Origin of the sequence: Microbacterium ureisolvens (genome assembly GCF_015278315.1) — a bacterium.
Classification (GTDB): Bacteria; Actinomycetota; Actinomycetes; order Actinomycetales; family Microbacteriaceae; genus Microbacterium; species Microbacterium ureisolvens.
In genome coordinates, this window is the sequence record NZ_JADIJE010000012.1 from 81,197 (window position 1) to 105,877 (window position 24,681).

Genomic DNA, 24,681 nt, shown 5'->3' on the forward strand with positions numbered 1-24,681 from the left:
CAGGCGTTCGAACGCCGGGATGCCGGCGTCCGGGGCTGTAGTTCAATGGCAGAACTTCTGCTTCCCAAGCAGACAGCGCGGGTTCGATTCCCGTCAGCCCCTCCATGTCTCCCGCCATCGCCGCCCACGAGTACTCGCCCTGGGATTTCTGGAGCGAGGCCACCCCGGCGGAGCGTGACGCGCAGCTCGCCCTCCAGCGGACGGTCGTCGGCGGCCGCCCCGGTCACGAGCTCGGCGAGCAGTGCTTCATCTCGGAGCTCGCCTCGATCGACAACGACACCCTCCGTCTCGGCGACCGCACGTATGTCGCGGCGGGCGCGTATCTGACCGGAGACCTCGATGCCGGCGCCGACTGCAGCATCAACCCGTACACCGTGATCCGTGGCCGCGTGCGCATGGGCGACGGCGTGCGCATCGGCGCCCACACGTCGATCCTGGGCTTCAACCACTCGATGGAGTCGGGCACCCCCGTCTTCCGTCAGCCCCTCACCTCTAAGGGCATCGAGATCGGCGACGACGTGTGGATCGGCTCGCACGTGGTGATCCTCGACGGCATCCGCGTCGGCTCGCACTCGGTGCTCGCGGCGAGCGCGGTCGTGACGAAGGACGTGCCCGACGGAGCCGTCGTGGGCGGGAACCCCGCGCGATTCATCCGCTGGCGCGTCGAACCGGACGACACCGGCATCGCCCCGGACGCGGCCGCCGACGCCGCGGCGCGTGGCGCGACGGGTGCGGATGCGCCGGGTGCGGGGTCGGGCCCGGTGCTGGCGGGAGCCGAAGACGAGCGGGCGGGGACGGATGCCGGAGCCCCTGGCACGACGCGAACGAGCATGCTGCCCGCCCACGCCGGTCCGGCACCCGCGGTGTTCGAGACCCGGGCAACCGCCGGCGCCGATGTGGGCACGACTGTGACGCGCGGGGACCCCGGAGACAACGGCACCGCCGGCGATGCCGGTCTCTTCGATGGCGCCGCCGACACGAGCGCCGGTGAGACACAGACCGACACGCGCACCGGTGAGACGCCGGCGGGCGCCGTTCCTCGCCCAACCGGTATGCCCGGCCTCACTGCCTCCCCGGCCCCGCCCAGTGCGAGCGCCGTCGCAGCCGGCGTCGCAGCGGGCGACGACATCACCGGCCTCGCGGAGAGCGTGGCCGAGTTCGCCGCACGCGCGCGGGGCGAGGCATCCGCTCTCCTCGATCGCGCGTGGCGCGACGACCTGAAGCTCTTCGTCGACCGCCCCGGGGTCGCGCCCACCGTGCGCGCGCAGGGCGACGCCGTCGAGATCGCCGATCTGCTGCTGGGCACCGCGCCGACGCGGGCCTCGGTCGCCGAGCAGGTCCGCCGCCTGCACAAGTGGCAGGACCCGTCGACGGGCGCGGTCGCGCCCCTCGATGCGAGCGGACGCCAGGCGGAGGGCCTCGGATTCTCGCACGACGACGTGGCGTACCACGTGCTGAGCACCGGGTACGCGCTCGATCTGCTGGGTTCGGCGTTCCCTGCTCCTCTCACGTGGGTGACCGCCGCGACCCCCGAGCGGGTGGTCGCGTTCTGCGAGAGTCTGCCGTGGGCCTCCGACGCGTGGGGCGCGGGGCACCACATCGACGGCTTCGGCACCGCGCTTCTGTGGACACGGCGGGCGGGGCATCCGATTCCGTCCGGTGTGGAGGAGGCGCTGTTCGGCTGGCTCCTCCTGAACACCGACCCGCAGACCGGCATGTGGGGAACGGAGACCGCCGACCGGGGACTGCTCCCCGTCGTGAACGGGTTCTACCGCGCCTCTCGCGGCACTTTCGCGCAGTTCGGGGTGTCGCTGCCGCACCCCGAGCGCGTCATCGACACGGTGCTGCGTCATGCGCGCGACCCGCGCTGGTTCGCCCCGGGCGAGCGCAACGCGTGCAACGTGCTCGACATCGCTCACCCCCTCTGGCTCACGCGCGCCACCGGCTACCGGGGCGACGAGGTGCGCGATCTGGCGGCCCGTCTGCTGACGGACGCCGTCGCCACGTGGGTTCCGGGCGCTGGGTTCTCGTTCCGAGAGCCGAGCCCGGCCACGCGAGGACTCGCCGAGACCGAACCCGGCCTCCAGGGCACCGAGATGTGGCTCGCGATCATCTGGTACCTGGCCGACCTGGCCGGGGTGTCGGGCGCCCTCGGCTATCGCCCGCGGGGCGTGCACCGGCCGGAGCCGGCCGCGACGCTGCGACCGTAGGCAGGACGCAGCCGGAGACTCACGGATGCCGGTGTCCGAGGCATCCGTTACGGTCCCCGCATGTTCGCAAGTAGTGTCGAGCGATGCGCGCGATCCCCGACAGCCTCGACCCGGCGGTCGTCACCGAGATCGACCTCCGGCTGAGGACGGTTGCGGCCGAGCACGACGTGCGGATCCCGTGGGCGATCGAGAGCGGCAGCCGGGCGTGGGGCTTCCCCTCGCCCGACAGTGACTACGACTGCCGCTTCCTCTTCGTGCGGTCTCGCGAGCGCTATCTCACGCTGTGGCCCGAGCGCGATGTGATCGAGACCCCGCTCGATGAGACGTTCGACGTCAACGGCTGGGATCTTTCGAAGGCTCTCACCCTCATCGCGAAGGGCAACGCGACGGCGATCGAATGGCTGCGCTCGCCCATCGTCTACACGGGCGATGCGGCGTTCCGCGACGAGCTGCTTTCGTTCGCCGCCGCGGTGGTCGAGCGGGCAGCCGTCGGGCGCCACTACCGCCACGTCGCGCTGCACCAGCAGGCGGGTGCGCCGTCGCTGAAGCGCTTCTTCTACGTACTGCGGCCCGCGGCCGCGCTCCGCTGGCTGGCCGATCACCCCGACGAGGCCGTCCCGCCGATGGATCTGCCGACGCTCCTGTCGGAGAGCACCGCGGAGTCGGAGGTGCGGGATGCCGCCACCGAGCTGATCGCCCTCAAGTCGGTGACCCGTGAGATGGGCACCGGTGCGGCACCCCGCGTGCTCGAGCGTTTCGTCGCACGAGAGCTGGAGCGCGCTGAGGCGTACGAGTCGATGGCCCCGGTGAAGGATCCCGCCCAGGCGCGGGCGCGGGCCGACGCGCTGTTCCGGCGACTCGTGGGCTGATGGGGCGGGGTTGGTTCGCGCCTCCTTCGCCGTGGCGAGCGCGATCGAACGCGCCTAGGCGCGTGCCAGCACCTCGCCCGCAAGCCGGTTCAGCATGCGGTTGGCGGCTCCCCTGCCGCGTTCGATCGCGGACGGTTGCCGGGAGGATGCCCACGTGCGCCCCGCGAAGCCGTCCGGCCGACGGGATCGGCGCAGGACGTCCAGGGCATCGCTCGCGCGCGCGTCGTCGAGGAGGTCGAGTTCGGCGAGCAGGCGCAGGCCCTGCAGCACGTCGTAGTGCCAGTACGCCGGGTAGTGCGGCACGGCCCAGCTCGGGTGGACGACCTCGTCAGTCCGGCGGGAGTGGATGACGTGACTCTCGAGCAGGAGCTCGGCGGTCCTGCGGGCCGCGTCGACCGGCTCGCGCGTGCCCGTCGCCCGGCCGAAGGCGACGAGGCCGAGGGCGGGCGTAATCGACTCGTGGAACGACGAGCGCGTCACGCCGGGTCTCGCGTCGCAGTTCCATCCACCGTCCGGCCATTGCCAGGTCATGAGGCGCGCCGCCAGTTCTCGCGGGCGCTCGTCACCTGCCCAGCCGAGCGTGGACGCCGCGTAGAGGGCATTGCCTTCCTGGGAGGCGCACCGGCGAGTCCTTCCCTCGATCACACGGATGCGGCGCCCGTGCCGCTCTCCGAGCAGCCAGTCGAACTCGGCCTCGAACATCGGCCTCAGCGGCTCCGCTGGAACGACCGCGCCGTCGGCCGCGAGGTCCGCGAGCTCCACGAGCCGCCAATGGGATCCTGTCCACTTGCGGTACGGGTTGGCGCCGGCGGCGTCGTGGTCAGCACCGGCGATCAGGGCCGCGACCTCGTACGCGCGGTCGTCGGCCTCGCCGGCGGCTCCGGCGGGCATGGCGGTGACCTCAGATGCGGCGTCGTCCTCCATGAGACCAGTTTCGGCCGGAGGGAGGCGGAGCGGAACAGGAGCTTGACCGGTCGATGCGCGGCCCAGCGGGATGCAGCTACGGCCGACACGTGATCGCCGTGCCGCGGACCTTCGCTACGCAATGCGGCCGGGCAACTGTACTCGTCCGCTCCATGGACTACCTGCTGTGGGGTCTCCGGCACGGGCTCACCGACGATCCGCCCAAGTGCGGTCGGCTGCTTTCGCTGTTCGGCTGATCCGGCGGGTCGCGCGCTTACCTCGCGGTCGGGGACGTGACAGCCTGGCTCGCATGGAGAACCTCGACTGGTGGCGGACGCTCGACGCGGACGCCAAGCAATGGCTGATCGCGCACAACGGCGAAGCGGTGCCGGGCGAAATCCTCGCGAAGATCGTCGCAGCCGGCGGTGCCGTCTCATCGGCCGCCTGGTGGGTGGGCGAACACGGGCCGGACGGCTTCCATCTCTCGGACGAAGCAGTGGACTGGATCGAATCCGCCGCGAACGAGGAGTCCCCGTAGCCGGCTGCAGAGATACACGCTGGGGAGTGGGCGGCTCGAGGATCGCAAGGCGGCGCGGAGCGTGCCCGCGCTCGCTGGATAGAGTTCATGCATGAACACCAAGGCATTCGGCGCCCTCGCCGCCTGTGCTGCCGCGCTCGCGGTTCTGCTCTGCGTGCTGACGGTGGCCCTGGAACTGCCGCTCCCGATCGAGATCGGGTTGATCGTCGGAGCCTTGGTGCTGTTGGTGGCAGCGGGCGGCCTCGTCGGCGCCGCCGTCGCAGCGCACAGGAGACCCTCCGCCTGAGGTGTCGTCTTCGATGAACGATCGAAACGTGCTCGATCGCCCCGAGTTCGTCTGCATCTGCGGATCCACCCGCTTCGTGGAGGAGATGCGTGCCGCGAACCGAGACCTGACTCTCGCGGGCGTCATCGTCCTCGCTCCCGGTGAAGCCGACGGGGCGATCACCGACGATCAGAAGTTCCTGTTGGACTCTCTTCACTTGCGCAAGATCGACCTCGCCGACCGCATTCTGGTCGTCAACCCGGGCGGATACATCGGCGAGTCCACGAGCAGGGAGATCGCCTACGCCCGCGCCGCCGGCAAGCCGGTCTCGTTCACCGATCCGGTGTGACCGGGCGGTCCGCGACGATCAACGACTCGCAGGGCCTCGGGCCGTGCGACGAACCCGCGTTCGCTCGGGGCGACGGTCACGCTCGAAGGGGTTCGGAGGCGGCCGGGGAGCTTCACGACCACACAATGTCGGAAGTCATTCGTATCTTTGTTCTATGAAATTCGAGCCGGTATTTGAACCCGCCCAGCGGTTGACGGATGCCGCGGCGCGCGTCGCCGAGCGGCTCGGCGCTCGATCCTCCGACGTCTGCCGACTCGAGGATGACGAACTTCTCGCGCTCCTGGCCGATGCGACCGACGCGCGCAAGGCCCTCGAACTCATCGTGGCAGGCGCGTCCGCCGAGGTGTCACGGCGGTCGTCGCGTGATCTCGGGTACGGCGGCCTTGCGCAGCGGAAGGGCCTGCGCACCGGCACAGCGCTCGTGCAGCAGATCACCGGCCTGGCGCGAAGCGATGTCGTGCGCGCCGTCGACACAGGCGCCGAGCTCGTACCCGAAGTCGCCCCCGACGCGACCGCCGCGCCGACGCGAGGTGAGGGCACACCCCCGGCTCCCCCCGCGCCGGAGTGGCTCTCCGAGTTGCGCAGCGCGCTGTCGACCGGCCGACTGTCGCAGGCGCAATTTCAGGCAATCCGAACCGCGCTCGGTGAGCCGCCTGTCGACCGCTACCCGCAACTCGCCCCGGACTTCCTCCCGCAGGCGTGGGCACGCGCCGTGCGCGTGCTGCTGGAAGAGGCGGCGCAGGTGACCGTGGAAGAGCTGCGCAGCCAGGCCCGCATCGCCCGCGACCGCCTCGACCCTGTCGGCGTCACCGTGCGGTTCGAGGAGCGCTTTGCCGCTCGCTCGTTCCGAATGTGGACGAACGAGACCGGGCAGCGGCACGCGCACATCGTCTTCGACGACGATGCGGCGGCCTGGGTCGATGCGCTGCTCCAGGCGGCATTGCGGCCGCGGCGCGGTCCACGATTTGTCGGTGCCGACGCCGAGGCGCAGACCCGCGCAGCCGCGGCTGACGAGCGCACCAACGAACAGCTGCAGTACGACACCCTTGTCGCTGTCCTCCGCACGGGAGCGAACGCCGACCCGCAGCAGGCCTTCGGCGATCGACAGCCCGGCGTGCGCATCGTGGTGGACGCTGCGGCGATCACGCAGGCCGGCGAGCGTGGCGAGGCCGAGGTGACCGGCGCCGGCCATCTTCAGGATGGCGGGCAGGCTGTTCCGGCCGGAGTCGTGGAAGCGCGGCTCTGCGACGCCGGTGCCATCCCGGTGATCTGGGACGCCGACGGACGCCCCCTCGACGTCGGGCGCGAGCTGCGCCTCTTCTCGCGGAAGCAGCGCATCGCGATCGGCATCCGTGATGGCGGATGCATGTGGCCGTCGTGCGCCGCACCTGTCTCGCAGTGCGAGTTCCATCACATCGACCATTGGTGGGAGCGCCACGGTCGCACCGACGTCGACGACGGAATCGCCCTCTGCCGCAATTGTCATCTCCGTCTCCACAATCAGCGCTGGCGGATAACTCGCCGGCGAGATCCGGTCTCCGGCAGCGACACCTATTGGCTCCACGCACCACCTGATCCGGTGACCGGCGAGCTGGGAGAGCCGATCGCACTCCGGTCGAAATCGCCGAGGAGATTCGAAGCCGCATGATGCGAGAACGCTCGAGCCGTGCTGGCGCTCAAGGGCGGGCGACTGACCCGAGCGGCGCGACACAAGATCCCTCGAGCCGCGCGGTCACTCGCGGAAGGGTGACCCGAGCGGCGGGATGCGAGATCCCACGAGCTGTACGGGCACTCGGCGAAAGGGCTAGCCGGGTGTGAGGTCGTCCGCGGCAGGGGAGCCCAACAACAGAACATGCGTAGATGAAGTCTGGGTGGTCGCGAACCGCATTGATCGAAGTGTCGGTCGACCCGCCGCACCGCGTGGGCACGACCGCAAAGGGGTACGAGGCGAACACCAACGGCTGGGATGCTGGGAGCGTGGCAATCACCGTGGTGCCGTACTCCCCCGACTGGCCTAAGCAGTTCGCGCGCGTGGCTGCCGACCTCCAACGAACCTTGGAGCGTGTGCCGATCCTGTCGATCGAGCACGTCGGCTCGACGTCAGTGCCCGGCCTGGCCGCGAAGCCCATCATCGACATCGACATCGTGGTCGAGCGGCAGAACGTCCCGGAGGCGATCGCGGCGCTCGTCGGGACCGGCTACGTCCACCGCGGCAACCTCGGCGTGACGGACCGCGAGTCCCTGGCAGCACCCGACGATGAGCCCCGGCGCAACGTCTACGTCTGCGTCGCCGGCACCCTGCACCTGCGCAACCACCTGGCAGTGCGGAAGATCCTGCGGGAACGCGACGACCTCCGCGATCGCTACGGTGCCGTCAAGACTCAACTCGCCCGCGAGCCCTCGATGGATATCGAGACGTACCTCGCCCTCAAGTCGCCGATCCTGCAGGAGGTGCTCGCGCTGTCGGAGCTGACGGATGCCGAGAAGCAGGCGATCCTCGCTCTCAACATCGGCTCGGCGGGTGGGCCCCAGAATCCCACGGCTCCGCCCGCGACCTGACGCAGAACGCCACTCGTCCGCGACATGACCCGGGACGCCACTCGTCCCGCCACATGACCCGGGGATGCCACTCGTCCCGTGACGGGCGGTCAGACTGATCCGACCGGCGACGGCGCCGCCCATCTGGCGCAGAGCACAGGCGCCCAGTATTGCCGCTGGGCCCGAGCGCCGTGCGATGCACCGGTGATAGGGCAGCCCGGAATGGAGCCGTGCCCGAGCGCCGTGCAGTGCACCGCGCACCGCGCAGCCCGTAGAGGATGCCGTGCCCGAGCGCCGTGCAGTGCACCGCGCACCGCGCAGCCCGTAGAGGATGCCGTGCCCGAGCGCCGTGCAGTGCGCCGGGCACCGCGCAGCCGGACATAGATGCCGCGCCACGGATGCGGCCCTCCACGGCGACGCCGAGGCGCGTGATCGGCGTCGACGGGCTTCCCGACGCGGTGGCTGCACAGCCACTACCTCGACTGGTTCTTCCGCCGCACCCTACCCGGGCTCGGAACCGGAGACCTCGACTCGGGCGGACCGCGATGCTCGCACCGGGACCATCGGCAGCGCGAGCCCGAGGAACGCGACCAGCGGCCAGACGCTGCTCAGCGCCACCGACAGGACGACTCCCAGCGCCGCAACGCCGATCGCCACCGACCACGTGGTCGCCTTCACCCACACCGGAACCACCCGCGAGCCCGAGTCCATGCCCGGATCCTATGACGGCCTCGGAGCAGCCGACCCGAATGCACACCGGGCTCTCAGCATCCGGAGGGACCGTCTGACGCGCCGCACCGCAGCGAGCCGCTGTCCTAGCCTTGGCAGCGTGAACTTCGATCCCGCGGACCCCGCCGCGCTCGCCCGCTTCGTCCGCCGACACGGCCGGGGCGTCGTCGGGACCGTGTCGCCGTCGGGAGCGCCAGAGGCGGCACTCGTCGGCATCGCGGCGCTCGACGACGGCACGCTCATCTTCGACAGCCACGCCGACGCACGGAAGGTCCGCAATCTCGCCGACGACGGGCGGGTCGCGGTCGTCGTCGGGACCGACGGCGACGTGTCGGCGCAGATCGAGGGCGTTGCTGCCATAACCGCCGGCGAGGATCGCGAACGCTACGGCACGGCGTACAACGCCCAGTTCCCCGGCTCCCGCGCGCTCGATCCGCACTTCGCCGTCATCGCCATCCGGCCCGTGTGGGTGAAGGTCTACGACGCCTCCGCGCGCGACGCGGAAGTCGCCGAAGCGAGCTGGTAGCGCCGCGCGTCAGCGTGCCGCAACGGCAGGATGCAGGTGCTCGGACGACAGCGCCGTGACGGCCTGCCGCGCGCCGGCGGCGAGGCATCCGTCCACCTTCGCACCCGAGAGCGAAGCGGCCAGGAATCCGGCGAAGAACGCGTCGCCGGCTCCGTTCGTGTCGACCACATCAGCCGGCTCTGCCGGCACCGACGCGCGCTGTCCATCCGCGCAGAGCGCGATCGCACCCCGCGCACCCAGTGTGCAGACGGCGAGCCGTGGACCGCGATCGAGGCATGACTGCATCAGCGCCCACGCGTCGTCGGTCGCGTCGTCGTTCATGAAGACCACGTCCGCCGCCCGCAGGAACGGCTCGTGGAACGCCGCCGCGCCGTCGTAATCGTGCAGGTCGGTCCAGATCGGCGCGCCCGTCGCGCCCGCCAGACGACGCTCGACGATGGCGGCTCCGACTTCACTCAGGTCGACCACCGCGAGCTCGGCCGCCGTGAGTGCCGCCTCGACGCGATCGATCGTGTCGGCGGTCGCTGGAGACGGCGTCGCGAGGTACAGGCTCACCCTCTCCCCTGCCGGAGTCATCAAGTTCGCATGGCGTTCGGTGCGCTCGGAATCGTGCGACGCGAGCAGCACGCCTGCCCTTCCCAGTGCTTCCCGCACGTGGTCGCCCTCAGGGTCTGCACCGAGCAGTGCATGGAGTGTGGTCGCAACCCCCAGGTCCGCCAGGTGCAGCGCCTTGCCCGCCGACGTGCCGCCCAGCGTGTGCACGTCCCCCAGCGCGAACTGCATGTGCGGCGTCGGCTCCGGCAGGCGGTCGAGGAGGATGAGGTGATTCCACGAAGCGGGTCCGCACACCGCGACCCGTGCATCAGCGAAAGGCATCCGTCCAGTCAACCAGTCCGCCTGCCGACGAGCCGACGACCTCCTCGGCATCTACGGACGACAGGTCGACGGGACGGAGCCGACCTCGCGACCCGGCGAGGTCGGACGCCAATACGTCCAGGTCGGTTCCAAGGCGACACCGTCTTGCTGCTGCTGAGCCGCGTGGACAACGACACCCACCAGCCTTGTCCGAACCCTCACCCCGCCCGACCGTCACGCACCCGACGATTCGGGAGGCGCAGACGAGCCATCGGTGTACTGCGACCATGCCGCCCACTGGTGGCGTTCGCCGATCACCGCTCTCGCGGGTGCGATCCGGTCCGGAGGGAGGTCTGACGCCCGGCTCGACCCGCTGCTCGTGCGGTCCTCCGACCGCAGACGGAACCAGCTCTCGGCATCCCGGCGCGCCCATCCCTCCAACAGCCCGCCGTTCACGACGGCGAAGACGGTGAACTCGAGGTCATCGGCGCAGCGATCCCACGTCTCGTCGCACGCGTCGCATCCGCAGACCGGGAAGAACGCATCGTGGAGGGCGCCCGCATGGAGAAGCACCCCGGGAAACGGGGTGAAGACGAACGTCAAGGGGGATGCCGACGACGCCAGGGGACGAAGCCGCACGGCGCGCTCCACCTCGGCGGGCGGTCGGAGCAGGTCGGTCGCAAGCTCTCGCCCTTCATCTACAGCGACGTCGTACTCCGCGCGCAGCCATCCGATCAAGGCGTCCGCGACATCGTGCAGCGGCGCGAAGCGCTCGACATTGCTCGTCACCGAGTAGGAGTCGCTCGGTGGTGAATCCAGTCCCCATCTTTCGCCATACCGGATCGGCTTGCCGGCGTCGTCGACGAACGCACGCGACGGCGGGGCGGGGCGCCGGTACTCAGCCATCCCGCCACCGTACTCGGCGGGCGCACACGGCGATTCCCGCGATCTGCTGATCCGGACCGGAGCGCAAACCGCGGCCGCGCGATATTCCCCGCCGATGTTGGGAGGGCGATCCGACCAGCGTGGCGCGGCCCAGCTCGGCCTGGCGCGGCCCAGCTCGGCCTGGCGCGGCCCAGCTCTGCCTGGCGCGGCCCAGCGCGGCCTGGCGCGGCCCAGCTCGGCCTGGCGCGGCCTGGCTCGGTTCGCCTCGGCTCGGCTCGAACGAGCGGGCCGGCCGCGCGCTGCGGGGCGGCTACTCGGCGAGCTGGCCGAGGTCGGGGCGGGCGACGAACCGCGCCTGCGCATCGGCGACGCGATCCAGCTCGATGACAACGAGCACGTTCTCCCCCGCCTGCAGCGCCGCGGCGGGCACGTACAGCGTCCGCTGCGGACCGCTCGACCAATACCGTCCGAGCAGGAAGCCGTTCACGAGAGCGAAACCCTTGCCCCAGCGCGTCGTGTCGAGAAAGAGATCCGTCGGCTCGTCGAGCTCGAACACGCCCCGCAGCACGAACGGCGCGACGCCGGTGCTCGACGCGACGGCGGGAGCGGCATCCGTCATCGCCGCACCGAGAGCCGCGACGTCGATCGGCGTCGCCGTCCACCCCGACACGGGCTCGCCGTCGAGGGTCGCGTTTCCGATCAGGCCTTTCGGCTCGCCGAGGCGCGCGTCGTAGTTGACGCGGCCCTGCTCCTCGACGAGCACGCGCACCCGCTGCCCCGGGGGCACGACGAGCGCGTCCTCGTGACGGGTCCGCGACAGCGTGCCCACCGACACGCCGTCCACCGACACCCACGCGTGGTCGCGCACCTCACCGAAGCGCAGCACGCCGCCGCGCCCGTCGAGGTCGGCCTCGTACGAGACCAGCGCGCTCAGGTGGCCGAGATCCTCGAACGTCGGCGGGCTGTCGTGACGGGATACGGATGCCGCCACCGCCGCCTCGACCGCCTCCAGCGCGACCTCGAACTCGGCGGCGGGACCGCTCGCGGCCGACACGTCGTCGGGCACGGGCGCGTACTTCGCGATGACGTCGCGGAAGGCGAAGTACTTGTCGGTCGGGTCGCCGCGCTCGTCGAGCGGTGCGTCGTAGTCGTACGACGTGACGATCGGCAGGTAGCGCCCCTTGTCGTTCGCGCCGTTGGTGAGACCGAAGTTGGTGCCGCCGTGGAACATGTAGAAGTTCACCGAGGCGCCGGCGGCGAGGAGGGCATCCAGCTCCGCCGCCGAGTCGGCGGCGGAAGTGGTGTGGTGGTACGACCCCCACCAGTCGAACCACCCGTCCCAGAACTCCGCGCACATCAGCGGACCCGTGGGCTGATGGCGCCGGAGCGTGGCGAGCCGCTCGTCCGCCCGCGAACCGAACGATCCCGTGAGGTGGACGCCCGCCACGCTGCCGTCGCTCAGCATCTGATCGGTCGGCTGGTCGATCGTTGTCAGCGGCACCGTGATGCCGGCATCCGTCGTCACCTTCACCAGGTGCTCGAGGTATGCGGTGTCGTCGCCGTAGGCGCCGTACTCGTTCTCGATCTGCACGAGGATGACGGGCCCGCCGCGGTCGATCTGACGCGGTGCCACGATCTCGTACACGCGCTCGAGGTACGCGGTCACTTCGGCGAGGTACAGCGGCTCGGAACGGCGCAGTCCGATGCCCTCCATCGCGGTCAACCAGACGGGAAGGCCGCCGTTATGCCATTCGGCGCATATGTACGGCCCGGGCCGCACGATCGCGTGCATCCCCTCGGCCGCGACGAGGTCGAGGAACGCTCCGAGATCGTTCCAGCCCGTCGCGTCCCACTCCCCATGCACCGGTTCATGGGCGTTCCAGGCGACATATGTCTCGATGGTGTTGAGCCCCATGAGCCGCGCCTTGCGGATGCGGTCCGCCCACTGGCCGGGATGCACGCGGAAGTAGTGCAGCGCCCCCGACAGCACGCGGAAGGGCTCGCCGTCGAGCAGGAAGTCGGTCTCGCCGATCGCGAACGAGCGGGCGCCGTCGGTCACTGCGCCGACCCCGCGCGGGAGCGAAGGACGCCGGCGAGACGCTCGAGCTGGGACGCGTCCTCGAGAGCGGAGCCGACGGCGGCCACGCGGACACCGGCGTCGAGGAACTCCTCGACGTTCGAGGCGTCCAGGCCACCGGTGGCGACGAACCGCACCTGCGGGAACGGTCCGCGGATGTGCTTGAACCATCCGCTGCCGAGCCACGTCGCCGGGAACGCCTTCAGCCACGTGAGACCGAGCGAGACGGCGAGCTGCACCTCGCTGGGCGTCGCGACGCCGGGAAGGATCGGGATGCCGGCATCCTGCGCCGCGCGGACGACGGCCGCGTCGATGCCCGGCGAGACGAGGTAGGCGGCACCGGCGTCGACCGCGACACCCACCTGGTCAGCGGTGACGATGGTGCCCGCACCGACGCTCTTGCCGCGGGCGGTCCCGAGGCGGACGAGCTCGCGCAGCGCCAGCTCGTCCTCGTCGGTCTGCAGCGGCACCTCGACGGAGTCGATGCCGAGGTCCCACGCCGTCTCGGCCAGCCGCGCCGAGCGCTCGACGCCCATGCCGCGGAGGATCGCCATGAGCGGAGCGCCGGCGAACGCCGTCTCGAACCAGGTGGCCTGGGTGGCAGCATCCGTTCCGGTCTGCTCGGGAGTGTGAGAGGTCATTCGGAGGTCCTTCGCGCGTCGGGTTCAGCTGGCTCATCGGGTTCGGGGCGTGTCGCGCGCGTTCGGGGCGTGCGGCCCGCGCCCCGCTCGTTCGGAGCGCGCCCCGAACCCGTCAGGTCGGGAGGTCGGCGGTCGGCACCGGCTCGTCGATCGAGTCGGTCGTGGTCTGGAGGGTGCGCGCGGCGCGCTCGTGCCCGGCGCGCAGGCGGTCGGCGACCGGGGCGCCCGAGAGCCGGCCGGCGAGGTAGCCGCCCGCGAAGGCGTCGCCCGCGCCGACGGGCTCGACGACCTCGACGACGAGTGCCGGCTCGAACACCGCCTCGGCGCCGACGAACGCCGTCGCGCCGATGTCGCCGTCCTTGACGATCAGCTCCGGCACGTCGGGCAGCAGGGCACGCACGTCGTCGGCTGCGGCCGTGCCCCACAGGGTCTCGGCCTCGTCGCGACCGACCAGCACGATGTCGGCGCGGCGGGCGAGCTCGAGCAGCACCGGAGCGGCGGTGGCGGCATCCCACAGCGGAGCGCGGTGATTCACGTCGAACGACACCGGCACGCCGTGCTCACGCGCACGCTCGATGACGCGCACCAGGAACGACGAGGCGGATGCCGAGATCGCCGCCGTGATGCCCGACACGTGCAGGAGGTCGACACCGTCGAACGACACCGCGTCGGCGTCGGCGTCGGAGAGGTGCGCGGCGGCCGATCCGCGCCGGTAGTAGAGCACGCCGCTGCCGGGATCCTTCACGTACAGCCCGGTGGGGTGCTCCTCGTCGAAGACGACCCGCGAGACGTCCACGCCGCGGCCGGAGAGCTGGCGCGCGACGCGCTGCCCGAGGGCGTCCGCCCCGAGCCGGCTGAACCACACCGCGCGATGGCCGAGCGCCGCGACGTGGGCGGCGACGTTGGACTCCGCGCCGCCGGCATCCAGCAGGAACGCGTCGGCGTCGGCGACGGGAGTCGCGACGACCGGCGTCACCATCGCCATCGTCTCGCCGATCGCCAGGAGAGTGCGGGGCATCCCGCCAGCGTAGTCAGGCTGCGGCATCCGTCGCTCTCCCCAGCGGCTCGACGCGGAACTCGGAGATCCCGCCGAACTCGGAGGAATGCGCCGAATCCGTCCGATTCTCGCGTGATCTCCGAGTCTCGCCGGCGGCGAGGCGCGTGCGCGAGTCTGTCATCGCAGGTCGGTGACGGGGGCGGCGTCCATGTCGTCGAAGGCCTGGTTCTCGCCGGCCATCGCCCAGATGAACGAGTACGCCGACGTGCCGACTCCCGAGTGCAGCGACCACGAGGGCGAGATGACGGCCTGGCGGTCGGCGATCACGAGGTGACGCGTCTCTTCGCGCTCGCCCATCAGGTGGATGACGCGCGCGTCCTCGGGCAGGCCGAAGTACAGGTAGCACTCGGTGCGGCGGTCGTGGGTGTGCGCCGGCATCGTGTTCCACATCGACCCCGGGTGCAGCTCGGTCACACCCATCACGATCTGGCAGCTTTTCACGCCGTTCTCGTGGATGTACTGGTTGAGCGTGCGGCGGTTCGAGGTCAGCTGGTCGCCGAGCTCGCGCACCGTGCCCTCGCCGGGCGAGACGAGCGCCGCCGGGTACGCGGTGTGGGCCGGAGCCGAGAACAGGTAGAACTGCGCGCCGGTCTCATCGGACGCGTCCGCGAATGACACGGAGCGGATGCCGCGGCCGAGGTACAGGCACGCGCCCTTCACCAGCGTGTAGACCTCGCCGTCGGCGGTGACCGTGCCGGTGCCGCCCACGTTGATGATGCCGACCTCGCGGTGCTCGAGGAAGTAGTCGCTGCGGATCTCGGGGTAGCCGCCGAGCTCCAGCACCTCACCCGCGGGCACGGCACCGCCGAGCACGATGCGGTCGTGGTGCGTGTAGGTGAGCCGGATCTCGCCCGGCACGAAGACGTCGGGGATGAGGTACGTGTCGCGCAGGTCCTGCGTCGTCATGCCCGGGATCTGGGCGGGGTTGGTGGCGTAGCGCTGCGGGATGTGCGTCTCGGTCACGAGTTCTCTCCTGGTTCTGCGTGGGGGTGCGTAAGGGTCAGCGGACGAGCCAGCCGCCGTCGACGGGGATCACGGCCCCGGTCACGTAGGCGGCGGCGTCCGAGGCGAGGAAGACGAAGACACCCTGCAGATCGGATGCCTCGCCCCAGCGTCCTGCGGGAATCCGCGACAGGATCGACGCGGCGCGGTCTTCGTCGGCTCGGAGCGGTGCGGTGTTGTCGGTCGCCATGTAGCCGGGTGCCACGGCGTTAACGGTGACGCCGGCGGCCGCCCACTCGTTCGCGAGGGCCTTCGTGAGCCCGGCGACGGCGTGCTTGGAGGCGGTGTATGCCGGAACGAGAATGCCGCCCTGGAACGACAGCATCGACGCGACGTTGATGATGCGGCCGCCGCCCTGGGACAGCATGTGTCGGCCCGCGGCCTGCGACAGGTGGAACACCGCGTCGAGGTTGATCGCGAGCACGTCGTCCCAATCGCCGAGCGGGTACTCGGCGGCGGGGGCGCGGCGGATGGTGCCGGCGTTGTTCACGAGGATGTCGAGCCCACCCAGTTCGGCGATCACCTCGTCGACCGCCGAGGAGAGCTCCTCGGGCGTCGCCGATACGAGGTCGCGCTGCACCCGATGCACCCTACGACCATTGGCGGAGATCAGCTCGGCGGTGGCCGACGCGTCGCCGCGGTCAAGGAGCGCCACGTCGGCGCCGGCCTCGGCCAGTGCCACGGCGGCTCCCTGACCGAGACCCCGGCTCGACCCGGTGACGAGCGCGACCTTGCCGTCGAGGCGGAACGAGTCGAGGATCATGCGGCGGCCTCCTGAGCGGCGACGAAACGGGTGGTGAGCTCGCCGATGCGCGAGATCCGTACGGTGACCGCGTCGCCGCCCTGGAGCGGGCGGTGCGCGTCTTGGGCGTCGGCGAGCTTCTGCGGGGTGCCGGTCGAGACGATGTCGCCCGGCTCGAGGGTCAGCACCTGGCTGAGATGGTGGATAACGAAGGCGACCGAGAAGATCGTGGTCGACGTCGACTGCGACACCGTTACGACGCCATCCCGAACCACCTCGACGAGGAGATCCTGCGGGTCACCGACCTCGTCAGGAGTCACGACCCACGGACCGAGGGGCGCGAACCCGTCGGAGCACTTGCCGAGCGCCCACTGGCTCTGCCGGCGCTGCCAGGCGCGGTCCGACACGTCGTTGAGGATCGTGTACCCGCCGACGTGATCGAGCGCGTCCTCGAGCGACACCCGCTGCGCACGGCGCCCGATCACCACGGCCACCTCGCCCTCGTAGTCGACGTCGGTCGCGCCGGGCGGGATCACGACGGCATCGCCCGGTCCCGCCAGCGTGTTCGCGGTCTTCACGAACACGTCCGGGTGCTCCGGATCGTTCGCGGTCGGATCCACGCCGTCCGGCACGTGACCACGGTAGTTGTAGCCGAGGCAGAGGATCTTCCCCGGCGTCACCGGCGCGAGCAGCGCCGCGGCGTCGAAGGCGGGCAGTCCGGTCGCGTCGGTCGAGGCCACCGCGGCCCGTGCAGCGCCCAGGGCTGCGGCATCCGTCAGCAGCTCCGTCACCGAGCCGGCGACATCGCCGAGATCGAGCAGCCGCTCGCCATCGGGCGCAGCGACCACGACCGCCGGACGGGCGCCGGACGTCCCCGCGTACGTGACGAGCCTCACCAGTACTTCCTCCACTCCGGACGCGCGACGCGCATCAGGGCCTCGAGGTAGAAGTAGTCGCCCCACAGCGTGCCCTCGTCGACGCCGTTGTCCTTCGGCAGGTCGTAGACCGAGTGCAGCAGCAGCGCGTCGGAGTCCTCGGGGTTCGCGGGTGCGTAGTTCGCGATGAGCGACACCAGGATCGAGTGCGCCCGGGCCGTCCATTCGGCCGCGCGCGCGGCATCCGTCTCCACCTTCGCCAGCTCCAGCAGGCCGCACACCGCGATCGCGGCGGCCGAGCTGTCGCGCGGCGCGTCGCTGCCGTCGGTGTACACGAGGTCCCAGAACGGCACCTCGTCGGCCGGCAGGTGACGGAGGAAGTACTCGGCGCAGCGCCGCGCGCCGTCGAGCAGCTCCGCGTTGCCGGTCACGGCGTAGTTCATGGCGAAGCCGTAGATCCCCCACGCCTGGCCGCGCGCCCAGCACGACTCGTCGAAGGCGCCCTGCTCGGTCGCACCGCGCAGGGGCTCGCCGGTCTCGGCATCCCAGTAGAAGGTGTGGAACGTCGAGTCGTCCTCGCGGAGGATGTGCTCGCGCAGCTGCGCGGTGTGCCGCACGACCGCATCGGCGAAGCGCTCGTCGCCGGTCTGCTCGTGCGTCCATGTCAGCAGCGGCATGTTCATGAGGCTGTCGATGATGGTGCGGCCGCGCTGGGCGGGGTCGGACAGGTCGCCCCACGCCTGGATGATGCCCGCCGGCTCCAGGAAGCGGCGCATGAGGTGGTCCGCGGCGAGCAGCGACGCGTCGCGGGCCTGCTCGTCGCCGAGCAGGCGCCACGCGGCGACCGTCGACAGCGTGTAGAGGAACCCGAGGTCGTGCGTGTCGAGGTCCTCCTCGGCGCGCACACGGCGGTCGAAGTCGGCCGCGTCGACCAGCGCGGCGTCGCGGTACGCGTCGTCGCCGGTGAGCTCCCACGCGAGCCACAGCATGCCGGTGCGGAAGCTGGTGGTCCAGCCGCGGTTGCCGCCGAGCGGGATGCCGCCGTGCGCCGGGCGCTGCCGGTAGCGGTCGTCCACCGTCGTGTCATCGGGGTACGCGGGCCCGAACGTCGCGATGTTGCGCCGGACGGTCGAGACCGCGGCGGCGATCGCGGCGTCGACGTCGACGTCGACGTCGACGTCGACCAGAGGGTCGGCGGGCGTGGCGGTGGTGCCCGAAACGGGCGAGGTGGACGTCATCGGAGGGAATCCTTCGGTGGGTTGAGCGGAGAACGGATGCCGCGGCCTCAGGCCTGCGCGGTCGCCTTCTCATCGAGGTCGAGCACGGGGCGGAGCGTGAAACGGGAGTTCGTCCACGCGAAATACAGGGCGGCGGAGGCGGTGAGCCCGAGCCCCAGGGCGGGCGCGGTGGCGAACACGGCCGCCTGGACCGCGAGCACGGCGAGCGAGAGCGCGGTGAGGTACCAGCGACGCAGGCTGAGGTAGGCGGCGGCGCGCAGCACGTCGCGGAACCGGGCGGTGGGCGCCTCGGCGATCGCGACGAGGGACACCAGCCCGACGGCGATCGCGAGGAGCGTCAGCACGCCGAGCAGCGGAACCGTGACGACGGCCGCGGCGGTGTTGGACAGCATCCGCACGTCCACGAGCAGCACCACGACGACGGCGGTGACGCCGGCGCCGATGAGGAGGGCACGCCACCAGGTGTCGCGCAGACCGGCGGCGAACGCGCGGATCGGACCGAACCCGCCCGCGCCGTGCTCGCGGAACGCGCGGAACGCGGCGGCCAGGCCCGGCGCGGCCAGCGGGGCCGCGAGGGCCAGCAGTGGCCAGGAGTAGGCGGGGTCGGTGGTGACCAGCAGGGCGACGACCGGTAGGCAGGCGATGACCAGCAGCAGGTTGACGATCAGCGCGAGGTAGATCATCCCGATGAGGGATGCCCACGTGTCGTGCGAGACCAGGCTGTTGAGCCGGCTGAGAGGGCTGGGCTTGCTCATCGGGTCAGCCCTTCAGTCCGCTGGTCGCGATGCCCTCGACGAAGTAATTCTGGCCGAGCAGGAAGATGATCGCGATGGGGATCACCGAGATCGTCAGGCCCGCGAACAGCAGCGCGTAATTCGTGTCGAACAGGTTCGAGACGAAGCTCTTGAGGCCGAGCTGGATCGTCCACAGATCCGGGTTCCGCAGGTAGATGAGCGGCCCCAGGTAGTCGTTCCAGGTGTTGACGAAGGTGAGCAGTGTCAGCGACGCGAGCGCCGGGATCGACAGCGGCAGCATGATCTTGCGCCAGATCGCGTACTCGCTGAGTCCGTCCAGGCGCGCCGCCTCGGACAGCTCCTCGGGGATCGTCTCGTAGAACTGCTTCATCAGGAACACGCCGAACGCGCCGAACGCCTGCAGCAGGATGATCGCCCACAGCGTGTTGGACACCTTGAAGTTCGACAGCAGGATGAACTGCGGGATCATGTACGACTGCCACGGCACGGCGATGGTGCCCACGTACAGCAGGAACAGCACATCGCGACCGCGGAAGCGCATCCGGGCGAATCCGTAGGCGGCGAAGGAGCCGGTGAGCACCTGCAGGAAAGTGACCACGACCGCCAGCAGCAGCGTGTTGCGGATCCAGACGAGCATGTTCGACTCGGTCCAGATGTCGATGTAGTTCTGCCACACGAACGTCTCGGGCAGCCACTTCACCGGCACCGAGAACACCTCGTTGGCGGTCTTGAACGAGCTCAGCACCATCCATGCGAACGGCGTCAGCAGGCCGATGGCGAAGATGATGAGCGCGACGTACATCGCGATGCGCGCGACCCGGCGGCCCGGGGTCATCTTCTCCGCCGGCACCTGCGGCCGGGGCTCGGCAGGCTCTTCGGCGAGCTTGCGCAGCCCGCGCCGCGCACCCTGCGGCGCGGTGAAGTCGGAGACCAGGAGCTCGGCATCCTTCTCGATCTGCTCGGCCATCAGCTGCTCCGCTTCTTGTTCCACAGGAACTGGAGGATCGTCACGATGATGCACATGAAGAACAGCGCCACCGCGGCCGCCGAGGCGTAGCCGAACTGGCTCTCCTCGAAGCCCTTGCGGTAGATGAACTGCGACATCACGAGGGTGGACTGACCCGGACCGCCGTCGGTCATGACGAGGATGAGGTCGAAGATCTTGAACGAGTTGATCGTCAGCATCACGGTGACGAAGAACATGGTCGGGCGCAGGCACGGCAGCGTCACGTTGACGAACCGCTGCCACACGTTCGCGCCGTCCACGCGCGCGGCCTCGTGCAGCTCGCGGGGCACGGTCTGCAGGCCCGCGAGGAAGAGGATCATGTAGTAGCCCATGTCGCGCCACGTGCCGACGATGACGACGGCGGGCATGGCCCATTCGGGCGAGGTCAGCCATCCGGGCGGGTTCTGGATGCCGATGAACCGGAGGAACTCGTTGATCGGGCCGTACTCGGGGCTGAAGAGCAGGTTCCACACCACAGCGATCGCGACGATCGAGGTGATGTAGGGGAAGAACGCGGCGGTGCGGAAGAACGCGACGCCCCGCAGCTTGTTGTTCAGCAGCAGCGCAAGACCCAGCGACACCGCGATCGTCAGCGGGATGTGCAGCACCGAGTAGTACAGCGTGTTGACGACCGAGATGCGGAAGCTGCCGTCGCCGATCAGGCGCTCGAAGTTCGCGAGGCCCACCCAGTCGGCCTTGCCGAAGACGTTCCAGTTCGTGAACGCCATGTAGAACAGCACGACGATCGGGATGAGGGTGAGCAGCCCGAAGCCGATGAAGTTCGGCAGGATGAAGCTCCACCCGATGAGGGTGTTGCGCAGCCGCAGCTTCGAACGCCGGCGGCGCTCGGGCGGCGGCGCCGTCGCCGCAGCCTCTGTGGCGGTGATGGTCGCCATGGCGGACCTCCAGTGGGTGGATCAGAAGCGGGGTGGTGCTCGGCGGGCTCGAGAACAGCTCCCGAGCCCGCCGAGAGAAGAGGGGTCGGACTCCCCGGGACTGCGCCGCGGGCGTCCGAGCCTGGCCCTTCGACAGGCTCAGGGACCGTGCCCTGAGCCTGTCGACGGGGGATGCGGATCAGTCGAGGCCGACCTCGTTGGCCACGCGGTCCTCGGCCTCCTTGATCGCGTCGGCGGCCGACGCGGAGCCCGACATGATCGCCGTGTGCATGTCGTTGAGGATGCCCTGGATCGCCGCGGTCTTGTTCGACGTCGGGTTCTCGGGGAAGACGTCGTGCGTCGAGTAGGCGAACTTCGACAGGTCGTCGGTGGGGGCACCGTCGACACCGAAGTACGTCTCGACGACCGGGTCGGTCAGCAGCGCCGGGGTGATGCCGATGCCGGCGAGGATCTGAGCGCCCTCTTCACCCGCGGCGAAGGCGAGGAAGTCCTTCGCAGCCTGCACCTTGGACTCGTCGATCGCGGCGTTGATGCCGAAACCGGTCGGGTCGCCGAAGGTCACCGGGGTGTTGTCCAGGCCCGCGGTCGAATCGTCGACCTGCGGGATCGGCGCGATGCCCCACTCGAAGTCGTCCGCGTCGCCCGAGGCCTGCTGGGCGATCAGCGTCGCGACGAACCACGTGCCCATGGGCAGCATGGCGGCGTTCTGCTTGCCGAACTCGCCCTGGTAGGTGAGCTGGTTGGCCGCGCTGGTGTTGTAGTCGACCTGGTCGCCCGCGTCCTGCAGGGCGAGCACGTTCTCGTAGAACGGCTCCATGTAGCCGTAGTCGCCCTCGAGGATGTCGCCCTCGGCCTGCGCGTTCGCGAAGCCCTGGACGGTCGACTGCCAGCGGTGCAGGTAGGTGCCCTTGGCGGCGCTGCCGTCGGCCGACAGGCCCTCGGTCAGTGCGGAGGCGGCGTCGCTGTAGTCGTCCCAGGTCCACGAGCCGTCGGGGTACTCGACGCCGGCCTGGTCGAAGAGCGCCTTGTTGTAGTACAGCACCCACGAGTCGTTGCGGTAAGGCACAGCGTACGCGGTGCCGTCGACCTCGTACGAGGCCGCGCCGCTGATGCCCTCGGGCAGCTCGACGTCCGACACGTCGAGGAGCTGGCCGCCCTCGACGAACGTCGGGACGAACTTGACCTCCTTCTGCGTGATGATGTCGGGGCCGGAGCCGGCGGCGAGGTCGGCGGTCAGCAGGGTGTTGTACTCGGCCGCGTCGTAGCCCTTGAGCTCGATCGTGACGTCGGGGTTCTCCTCGTGGAACGCGTCGGCGAGCGCCTGGAACTCCGGCGTCGTGTCGAGGCTCCAGCCCGAGAGCGTCAGCGTGACCGGGCCCGACGACTCCTCGGGCGCAGCAGCGTCGTCGCCACCGCCGCTGCAGCCGGCGAGAGCGAGCGTTGCGACCACGGCGATGCCGGCGGCGGCAGCGTATGAGCGCTTCATTCTGGGGGTACTCCTTTGTGATTGCGGACCCGTCCTCGGGCCCATCGGGGTTACCGGTTGGCGTCGGACGCGGTTCCGGGGTGTGCGAGGCGACTCGTGGTCGCCGTCCCGTCCGGCCAGGTGACCGTGACGGTGGTCTGCGAACCGTCGGCCTCGAGGGCGACGGCGGCATCGGCGGGCGATGCGAGGTCTTGGGCGGTGAGCTCGACGAGCGTGGCGGTCCACTCCCCCGGCTCGACCGGGTACGCGACGACCGGGACGGCAGCGACAGTCCCGAGCGGACTGGCGTCGTCGCGCGTCTCGATGCTGACTGCACCGTGCCCGAGAAGGGGACGGATGCCGCTGCGCAGGCCCTTCGCGAACACCGAGGCTGCGGCATCCGTCTCCCGCGCCTTGGCGTCCTCAGTTGAGGACGAGAGCCGGGATGAGGGGCCGAACCCGGCGTTTCGTCCCTCATCCGGGCGCAGATCCTCAATTGAGGAGCGGGGTGCGGTTTCGGCTGAGGCACGGGGTGCGGTGTCGGTCGACGAGACGGGTGCGGTGTCGACCGAGGAACCGGGTGCGGTGTCGGCGGCCAGTGCCCAGCCGCCGACGCGGAGGCTCAGCGACGCGGCGTCGACACCGGGCTCGAGGGAGTCCACCCGAACGAGCCGCACCTCCCAGGCGCCGCGCACGATCGAGTGCACCTCCAGCAGGCCGGCGAGTTCGATGTCGCCGTCGATGCCCGAGCCGTGGCGGTGCGCCGACGGGCGCGGCGTGATCCAGTGGGCGCGCGAGACGGACGCGGCGATGCCGACGCGGCCGCCCTCGTCGTCCTGCACCCGCACGTCGATGAGCTCCATCGCGGCGCGGTGGGTCGCGCGGCCGTCGCCGTCGACGAGCGCGGCGGACTGCTCAAGCGGCTCGTCCCACGCGCGCTGGTTCGCGAGCGGGCCTGCGGCCGTGGAGTAGCCGATCCGCGCGTACAGCGGCGAGTCTCCGACCAGGCTCCCGTCGGCCGCGTGGTCGGTGCCGTGGTTGACGATGCGCACGATGCCATCGGCCTGCGTCCCCGAGATCACCCAGCCGGCGGGCCGCACCGTGCGCAGTTCGTCGCCGGCCTCGACCGGCAGCGGCGCGCTCTCGGCCGCCCACACGGGGTGGTCGGCGGGGAGCGCCACGCCCAGCAGCCCCTTGACCGCCCAGTAGGGCGAGCCGGGTCCGGAGTAGGACTGCGCGAGCTCGCGCCACTCGTGGTGCCATCCCATGGTGAGGACGCCGTCGTCGCCCGGGACGCCGGCGGCGTCGAAGTGGGCGACGACCGCGTTCGCGGCGCGACGCAGCTGCCCGTGCGGCACCGAGGGAACCTCGGCGAGCGCACCGACCCAGAACGGGGCCGCGGCCGCGAAGCGGTAGATGAGGCTCCGTCCCTGGATGAGCGGCGAGCCGTCGGCACCGATGAGCGCGGCGGCGTCCTGCAGGAAGCGGTCGAGGCGCACGATGTCGCCCGCGGTGCGGCCGCCGGTGAGCTCGTCGGCGCCCTGCATCCGCGACCACAGCACGGGATAGGTATGCAGCGCCCAGCCGACGTAGTGGTCGTACGAGCGCTCGAATCCGTCGGAGATCCAGCCGTCCTCGCGCACGAGCGCGTCGTGCAGGGCGAGGTGGTCGGCGATGTCCTGCGCCGACCAGGGCCCGCCCACCGAGCGCAGGAAGGTCTGCACCACGACGCGGAACCACAGCCAGTTCGTCTTCGGGTAGCTCTCGTCGCCGACGACGGGCGCGAGGTACGCGATCACGCGCTGCTGCGTCGTGGCGTCCAGTCGATCCCAGATCCAGGGACGGGTCATGTCGAGCACCAGCGCCAGCGACGCGGCCTCGACCTTGGCCTGCGCGTGCTCGTCGAGACGCACCCAGCGGTCCTCGGCCTCGGGGTCGACGCCCGTGGTGATGCCGCGGCGGTAGAAGTCGGCGAGCTCTTCGGTGCCCACTCCCCCAGCGCCGGCGATGCGGAAGCCCGCGAGGAGGAAGGTGCGGGCGAAGCCCTCGAGCCCGTCGACCGCGTGACCGTACCCGCCCTCGGCTCCCGGGAAGTGGATGCGTCCGTGGCCGGGCGAGGCGAAGGTGCGCGCGGTGTCGAGCAGGCGATCGGCGTAGGCGAGCCATTCGGCCCTGGTCCATTCGCGGCCGTCCCAGGCGGAGCCCGTCGCGATGTGCGCCGACGTCGTGGGCTGCTGGACCGTCACGTGGGATCTCCCTT

24 protein-coding genes and 1 tRNA gene are annotated in these 24,681 nt (G+C 70.6%); 9 read left to right on the top strand and 16 right to left on the bottom strand.

Annotated elements, in window-relative coordinates:
• Nucleotides 1–31: 31 nt before the first annotated feature.
• The 3 genes from IM767_RS16875 to IM767_RS16885 all read left to right on the top strand — a co-directional run bounded on the left by IM767_RS16875 (nt 32) and on the right by IM767_RS16885 (nt 3,079).
• Nucleotides 32–105: transfer RNA gene (locus IM767_RS16875), tRNA-Gly, on the top strand.
• Nucleotides 105–2,210, top strand: coding sequence for an acyltransferase (locus IM767_RS20895; RefSeq protein ID WP_239453078.1), 2,106 nt, complete (start codon nt 105–107; stop codon nt 2,208–2,210). Before IM767_RS16875 ends, IM767_RS20895 begins: the two co-directional genes overlap by 1 nt.
• A gap of 83 nt (nt 2,211–2,293) precedes the next feature.
• A complete protein-coding gene (locus tag IM767_RS16885) occupies nt 2,294–3,079 on the top strand; it encodes a nucleotidyltransferase domain-containing protein (RefSeq protein WP_109208615.1) in 786 nt (261 codons plus the stop codon).
• Nucleotides 3,080–3,133: 54 nt separating this feature from the next.
• Here IM767_RS16885 and IM767_RS16890 read toward each other — a convergent pair whose 3' ends face one another.
• Nucleotides 3,134–4,003 (bottom strand): hypothetical protein, encoded by an 870-nt coding sequence (locus IM767_RS16890; RefSeq protein ID WP_109208616.1) that lies wholly within the window; start codon nt 4,001–4,003, stop codon nt 3,134–3,136.
• 289 nt (nt 4,004–4,292) lie between these two features.
• Here IM767_RS16890 and IM767_RS16895 point away from each other — a divergent pair, with 289 nt between their 5' ends.
• The 5 genes from IM767_RS16895 to IM767_RS16915 all read left to right on the top strand — a co-directional run bounded on the left by IM767_RS16895 (nt 4,293) and on the right by IM767_RS16915 (nt 7,693).
• Nucleotides 4,293–4,520 carry a hypothetical protein gene (locus tag IM767_RS16895; RefSeq protein WP_109208617.1) on the top strand — a complete coding sequence of 76 codons (228 nt, stop codon included), beginning with the start codon at nt 4,293–4,295 and terminating at the stop codon, nt 4,518–4,520.
• Between the two features lie 91 nt (nt 4,521–4,611).
• The gene (locus IM767_RS16900) at nt 4,612–4,806 is read left to right on the top strand and encodes a hypothetical protein (protein ID WP_109208618.1); all 195 of its coding nucleotides are present in this window, start codon (nt 4,612–4,614) and stop codon (nt 4,804–4,806) included.
• 13 nt (nt 4,807–4,819) lie between these two features.
• Nucleotides 4,820–5,134, top strand: a complete 315-nt coding sequence (locus IM767_RS16905) for a hypothetical protein (RefSeq protein ID WP_198426068.1) — start codon at nt 4,820–4,822, stop codon at nt 5,132–5,134.
• Between the two features lie 154 nt (nt 5,135–5,288).
• Complete coding sequence (locus IM767_RS16910; protein ID WP_109208619.1) at nt 5,289–6,782, top strand: HNH endonuclease signature motif containing protein; 1,494 nt, start codon at nt 5,289–5,291, stop codon at nt 6,780–6,782.
• Between the two features lie 212 nt (nt 6,783–6,994).
• Entirely contained in the window at nt 6,995–7,693 is a 699-nt protein-coding gene (locus IM767_RS16915; protein ID WP_109208620.1) for a GrpB family protein, read from the top strand.
• A 480-nt stretch (nt 7,694–8,173) separates the two neighbouring features.
• Here IM767_RS16915 and IM767_RS16920 read toward each other — a convergent pair whose 3' ends face one another.
• Nucleotides 8,174–8,383 carry a hypothetical protein gene (locus tag IM767_RS16920; protein ID WP_109208621.1) on the bottom strand — a complete coding sequence of 70 codons (210 nt, stop codon included), beginning with the start codon at nt 8,381–8,383 and terminating at the stop codon, nt 8,174–8,176.
• A gap of 118 nt (nt 8,384–8,501) precedes the next feature.
• On the opposite strand from IM767_RS16920, the gene IM767_RS16925 reads away from it, so the two are divergent.
• A complete protein-coding gene (locus IM767_RS16925; RefSeq protein ID WP_198426069.1) occupies nt 8,502–8,927 on the top strand; it encodes a pyridoxamine 5'-phosphate oxidase family protein in 426 nt (141 codons plus the stop codon).
• A gap of 9 nt (nt 8,928–8,936) precedes the next feature.
• Here IM767_RS16925 and IM767_RS16930 read toward each other — a convergent pair whose 3' ends face one another.
• The 14 genes from IM767_RS16930 to IM767_RS16995 all read right to left on the bottom strand — a co-directional run bounded on the left by IM767_RS16930 (nt 8,937) and on the right by IM767_RS16995 (nt 24,667).
• Complete coding sequence (locus IM767_RS16930; protein ID WP_109208623.1) at nt 8,937–9,803, bottom strand: carbohydrate kinase family protein; 867 nt, start codon at nt 9,801–9,803, stop codon at nt 8,937–8,939.
• A 213-nt stretch (nt 9,804–10,016) separates the two neighbouring features.
• The gene (locus tag IM767_RS16935; RefSeq protein ID WP_109208624.1) at nt 10,017–10,688 is read right to left on the bottom strand and encodes a DUF6226 family protein; all 672 of its coding nucleotides are present in this window, start codon (nt 10,686–10,688) and stop codon (nt 10,017–10,019) included.
• Nucleotides 10,689–10,977: 289 nt separating this feature from the next.
• Complete coding sequence (locus IM767_RS16940) at nt 10,978–12,726, bottom strand: glycoside hydrolase family 35 protein (protein ID WP_109208625.1); 1,749 nt, start codon at nt 12,724–12,726, stop codon at nt 10,978–10,980.
• Nucleotides 12,723–13,385, bottom strand: coding sequence for a bifunctional 4-hydroxy-2-oxoglutarate aldolase/2-dehydro-3-deoxy-phosphogluconate aldolase (locus tag IM767_RS16945; protein WP_109208626.1), 663 nt, complete (start codon nt 13,383–13,385; stop codon nt 12,723–12,725). Before IM767_RS16945 ends, IM767_RS16940 begins: the two co-directional genes overlap by 4 nt.
• Before the next feature lie 112 nt (nt 13,386–13,497).
• Entirely contained in the window at nt 13,498–14,403 is a 906-nt protein-coding gene (locus IM767_RS16950; protein WP_109208627.1) for a sugar kinase, read from the bottom strand.
• 156 nt (nt 14,404–14,559) lie between these two features.
• Nucleotides 14,560–15,405, bottom strand: a complete 846-nt coding sequence (gene kduI, locus IM767_RS16955) for a 5-dehydro-4-deoxy-D-glucuronate isomerase (protein WP_109208628.1) — start codon at nt 15,403–15,405, stop codon at nt 14,560–14,562.
• A 37-nt stretch (nt 15,406–15,442) separates the two neighbouring features.
• Nucleotides 15,443–16,207 carry a 2-dehydro-3-deoxy-D-gluconate 5-dehydrogenase KduD gene (gene kduD, locus IM767_RS16960; RefSeq protein ID WP_109208629.1) on the bottom strand — a complete coding sequence of 255 codons (765 nt, stop codon included), beginning with the start codon at nt 16,205–16,207 and terminating at the stop codon, nt 15,443–15,445.
• Nucleotides 16,204–17,082 carry a fumarylacetoacetate hydrolase family protein gene (locus IM767_RS16965; protein ID WP_109208630.1) on the bottom strand — a complete coding sequence of 293 codons (879 nt, stop codon included), beginning with the start codon at nt 17,080–17,082 and terminating at the stop codon, nt 16,204–16,206. The genes kduD and IM767_RS16965 overlap by 4 nt, the downstream gene beginning before the upstream one ends.
• Nucleotides 17,079–18,299 carry a glycoside hydrolase family 88 protein gene (locus tag IM767_RS16970; protein WP_109208631.1) on the bottom strand — a complete coding sequence of 407 codons (1,221 nt, stop codon included), beginning with the start codon at nt 18,297–18,299 and terminating at the stop codon, nt 17,079–17,081. The genes IM767_RS16965 and IM767_RS16970 overlap by 4 nt, the downstream gene beginning before the upstream one ends.
• Before the next feature lie 47 nt (nt 18,300–18,346).
• Nucleotides 18,347–19,054 (bottom strand): ferredoxin-NADPH reductase, encoded by a 708-nt coding sequence (locus IM767_RS16975; RefSeq protein ID WP_109208632.1) that lies wholly within the window; start codon nt 19,052–19,054, stop codon nt 18,347–18,349.
• Between the two features lie 4 nt (nt 19,055–19,058).
• A complete protein-coding gene (locus IM767_RS16980; protein ID WP_109208633.1) occupies nt 19,059–20,021 on the bottom strand; it encodes a carbohydrate ABC transporter permease in 963 nt (320 codons plus the stop codon).
• On the bottom strand, nt 20,021–20,956 hold the full coding sequence (locus tag IM767_RS16985) for a carbohydrate ABC transporter permease (RefSeq protein ID WP_109208634.1): 936 nt from the start codon (nt 20,954–20,956) through the stop codon (nt 20,021–20,023). The genes IM767_RS16980 and IM767_RS16985 overlap by 1 nt, the downstream gene beginning before the upstream one ends.
• Before the next feature lie 178 nt (nt 20,957–21,134).
• Nucleotides 21,135–22,442, bottom strand: a complete 1,308-nt coding sequence (locus IM767_RS16990; protein WP_109208635.1) for an ABC transporter substrate-binding protein — start codon at nt 22,440–22,442, stop codon at nt 21,135–21,137.
• A 50-nt stretch (nt 22,443–22,492) separates the two neighbouring features.
• The gene (locus IM767_RS16995; RefSeq protein ID WP_239453080.1) at nt 22,493–24,667 is read right to left on the bottom strand and encodes a DUF2264 domain-containing protein; all 2,175 of its coding nucleotides are present in this window, start codon (nt 24,665–24,667) and stop codon (nt 22,493–22,495) included.
• Nucleotides 24,668–24,681 lie beyond the last annotated feature (14 nt).

Coding starts and splice junctions, on each gene's coding strand:
- kduD (WP_109208629.1), bottom strand. CDS start 16,207: ATGATCCTCGACTCGTTCCGCCTCGACGGCAAGGTCGCGCTCGTCACC.
- IM767_RS16920 (WP_109208621.1), bottom strand. CDS start 8,383: ATGGACTCGGGCTCGCGGGTGGTTCCGGTGTGGGTGAAGGCGACCACG.
- IM767_RS16975 (WP_109208632.1), bottom strand. CDS start 19,054: ATGAGCAAGCCCAGCCCTCTCAGCCGGCTCAACAGCCTGGTCTCGCAC.
- IM767_RS16885 (WP_109208615.1), top strand. CDS start 2,294: ATGCGCGCGATCCCCGACAGCCTCGACCCGGCGGTCGTCACCGAGATC.
- IM767_RS16945 (WP_109208626.1), bottom strand. CDS start 13,385: ATGACCTCTCACACTCCCGAGCAGACCGGAACGGATGCTGCCACCCAG.
- IM767_RS16990 (WP_109208635.1), bottom strand. CDS start 22,442: ATGAAGCGCTCATACGCTGCCGCCGCCGGCATCGCCGTGGTCGCAACG.
- IM767_RS20895 (WP_239453078.1), top strand. CDS start 105: ATGTCTCCCGCCATCGCCGCCCACGAGTACTCGCCCTGGGATTTCTGG.
- IM767_RS16970 (WP_109208631.1), bottom strand. CDS start 18,299: ATGACGTCCACCTCGCCCGTTTCGGGCACCACCGCCACGCCCGCCGAC.
- IM767_RS16890 (WP_109208616.1), bottom strand. CDS start 4,003: ATGGAGGACGACGCCGCATCTGAGGTCACCGCCATGCCCGCCGGAGCC.
- IM767_RS16915 (WP_109208620.1), top strand. CDS start 6,995: ATGAAGTCTGGGTGGTCGCGAACCGCATTGATCGAAGTGTCGGTCGAC.
- IM767_RS16900 (WP_109208618.1), top strand. CDS start 4,612: ATGAACACCAAGGCATTCGGCGCCCTCGCCGCCTGTGCTGCCGCGCTC.
- IM767_RS16905 (WP_198426068.1), top strand. CDS start 4,820: ATGAACGATCGAAACGTGCTCGATCGCCCCGAGTTCGTCTGCATCTGC.
- IM767_RS16985 (WP_109208634.1), bottom strand. CDS start 20,956: ATGGCGACCATCACCGCCACAGAGGCTGCGGCGACGGCGCCGCCGCCC.
- IM767_RS16910 (WP_109208619.1), top strand. CDS start 5,289: ATGAAATTCGAGCCGGTATTTGAACCCGCCCAGCGGTTGACGGATGCC.
- IM767_RS16895 (WP_109208617.1), top strand. CDS start 4,293: ATGGAGAACCTCGACTGGTGGCGGACGCTCGACGCGGACGCCAAGCAA.
- IM767_RS16930 (WP_109208623.1), bottom strand. CDS start 9,803: ATGCCTTTCGCTGATGCACGGGTCGCGGTGTGCGGACCCGCTTCGTGG.
- IM767_RS16980 (WP_109208633.1), bottom strand. CDS start 20,021: ATGGCCGAGCAGATCGAGAAGGATGCCGAGCTCCTGGTCTCCGACTTC.
- IM767_RS16935 (WP_109208624.1), bottom strand. CDS start 10,688: ATGGCTGAGTACCGGCGCCCCGCCCCGCCGTCGCGTGCGTTCGTCGAC.
- IM767_RS16950 (WP_109208627.1), bottom strand. CDS start 14,403: ATGCCCCGCACTCTCCTGGCGATCGGCGAGACGATGGCGATGGTGACG.